The sequence below is a fragment of the Neglectibacter sp. X4 genome (genome assembly GCF_009917365.1).
Classification (GTDB): Bacteria; Bacillota; Clostridia; order Oscillospirales; family Acutalibacteraceae; genus Acutalibacter.
Genome location: NZ_QWLE01000133.1, coordinates 1 through 2226 on the forward strand (window position 1 = coordinate 1; position 2226 = coordinate 2226).

At 60.5% G+C, this 2226-nt stretch carries 1 protein-coding gene and 2 pseudogenes; all 3 read left to right on the top strand.

Translation table 11 applies throughout. The annotated features are described in order from the left end of the window. Positions 1–1100, top strand: a pseudogene (locus D1841_RS18805) (hypothetical protein); the annotation flags it as partial. Between the two features lie 35 nt (positions 1101–1135). After that, the gene (locus D1841_RS17035) at positions 1136–1426 is read left to right on the top strand and encodes a hypothetical protein (RefSeq protein WP_160644854.1); all 291 of its coding nucleotides are present in this window, start codon (positions 1136–1138) and stop codon (positions 1424–1426) included. Next, positions 1423–2226: pseudogene (locus D1841_RS17040) on the top strand (radical SAM protein); the annotation flags it as partial. The gene D1841_RS17035 and the pseudogene D1841_RS17040, both read left to right, overlap by 4 nt.

The following is a 2226-nucleotide window of genomic DNA, read 5'->3' on the forward strand; positions in this document are numbered from 1 at the left end:
GGCTCGGTCGGTTCGCACATGTGTGCCACTGGCACACGCTCGCCCCCCTCTCATACGGGGATGAACTAACCGCCTTTGCCGGGTTTGCCGGCACAGCGTATGATTTTGAGACTATGCCCCAGCCTGGAGGACGGGTTTTGGCAGAGCACGGGCAGAAAACCATCAACCCCCTGCTGGCGGTAGCGGATATCCCCGGCCTTGTCTTAGTGGGGGAGGAATCCCCGGAAGGGGTGATGCCCTCTGAAAAAGGGGATCCCATCCCCGGGGCCTTTAATGAAAGCCTTTTAAATCAGGTGGAGGCGTTGGCGGCAGAACCCATGCAGGGGGCGCAAAGCTCCTGCCGGGGGGCCTGCAGCGGCCTGTGCGCAGGGTCATGCGTGGGAAGCTGTTCAGGCTGCGGGGCAAGCTGCTCCAGCTCCTGCAGCGGCTGCTCCGGGTGCGGCGGGAGCTGCTCTTCCTCCTGCAGCGGATGTTCCGGCTGCTCCAGTTGTTCCGGCGGCTGCGGCTCTGGGTGCAGCGGCTCCTGTGGGAAAAACTGCACTGGGGGCTGCGGCACAGGCTGCTCCGGCGGTTGCGGGGGAAGCTGTTCCGGATGCAGCGGAAGCTGCTCCGGCCGGTGCGGGGGCTGTTCCGGATGTGGCAGCGGGTGCGGATCCGGCTGTTCCGGCTGCGGGGGCTGTTATGGCAGTGCCACAGGCGGGTGCAACGGCTGTTCCAGCGCCTGCAAAAGCTGTACCGGATGTGACAGCGGCTGTACGGGAGGGTGCCGGGGATCCTGCACAGGCTGTTCCGGCGGATCCGGAGGCTGTGACGGCTGTATCGGCTGTTCCGGCCAGTGTACAACAGGGTGTGTGTCAGGCTGTGCCGGGTGTTCTGCCTGCTCCGGGGGCTGTAACGGGTGCAGCGGATGCAGCGGGTGTTCCGGCTGCGGGAGCAGTTGTGCCGGGGGGTGTTCCGGCTGCTCCGGCTGCGGTTCCGGCTGTTCAGGGGGCTGCGGGGGCGGCTGCGCTGCAACCTGCGGCACCACCTGCACCGCCACCTGCTATGGAAACTGCCAGGGCCAGTGCTATGGGACAGCCGCGGCGGCTGTTTCCGCCTGAATACAGTATTATAATAACGAAAGGATTGGATTCTCATGAAAGAAATCATTTTGGACAGCAGCAGGGCTATGGATCATCTGGAGGCGCTGGGGTATGAGGTTGGTTCCCGGAAAGACCTGTTAAGCTACATGATAAGCGCGGGGGTGAAGCCTTCGGATGAGGCTTTCCAGGCGTACCACAAGGAATACCAGGACTTTTTCATCCAGTATGAGGAGGCAAAATCTGCCTTTGAAAAAGAATTTGTAGAGCCTTTGGCCCCTGGCAGGCGCCTTACATGGAACCTGGATTTTGCCACCCGCAGGCTTACAGTGGAGGGCCTGTCGTGAGGGCGGGCACAGAACAGTTCCAGGACTATGTAAACCGCCTTTTTCCTGTGGGGCCAGGGCTTTCCCCGGACGGGCGCAGGGTGCTCAGCCGCACCGTCACTTTCCAGGTAACAGATGCCTGCACCCTGCGGTGCACCTACTGCTACCAGGGTGTAAAGGGCAGCCATGTCCTGCCTTTTGAAACGGCGAAAAAGTTCGTGGATCTCCTTTTGCGGGATGACAACCCTTATATCAACACCCGAAATTCCCCGGGGGTGGTGCTGGAGTTTATCGGCGGGGAACCGCTTTTGGAAATTGGCTTAATCGACAGGATAACAGATTATTTCCTTCAGGAGGCCATCCGCCTGCACCATCCCTGGGCCACCCGGTTCCGGCTGTCCATCTGCTCTAACGGCACAGAGTATTTCAACCCCCAGGTGCAGGCGTACCTGAAAAGGCACCTGCACCACCTGTCCTTCTCCATTTCCATTGATGGGAACAGGCAGCTTCATGACGCCTGCCGGGTATATCCTGACGGCCGGGGCAGCTATGACACTGCCATTGCCGGGGTGGAGCATTTCACAAAGGTGCTGGGGGGCCGCATGGGCAGCAAGATGACCATTGCCCCCTCCAATGTGGGCTATGTGTTTGAGGCCCTTCAAAACCTGCTGGGGCTGGGGTATCGGGAAATCAACCTGAACTGCGTCTATGAAAAGGGCTGGGAGCTGTCCCATGCCCGGGTTCTGTATGGACAGCTCAAGCGCTGCGGGGACTACCTTCTGGAAAACGGGCTGGAGGATGCGTATATCTCCATGTTTGAG

Excerpts from the sequence above, each read along its gene's own strand:
- D1841_RS17035 (WP_160644854.1), top strand. The coding sequence starts at position 1,136 with ATGAAAGAAATCATTTTGGACAGCAGCAGGGCTATGGATCATCTGGAG.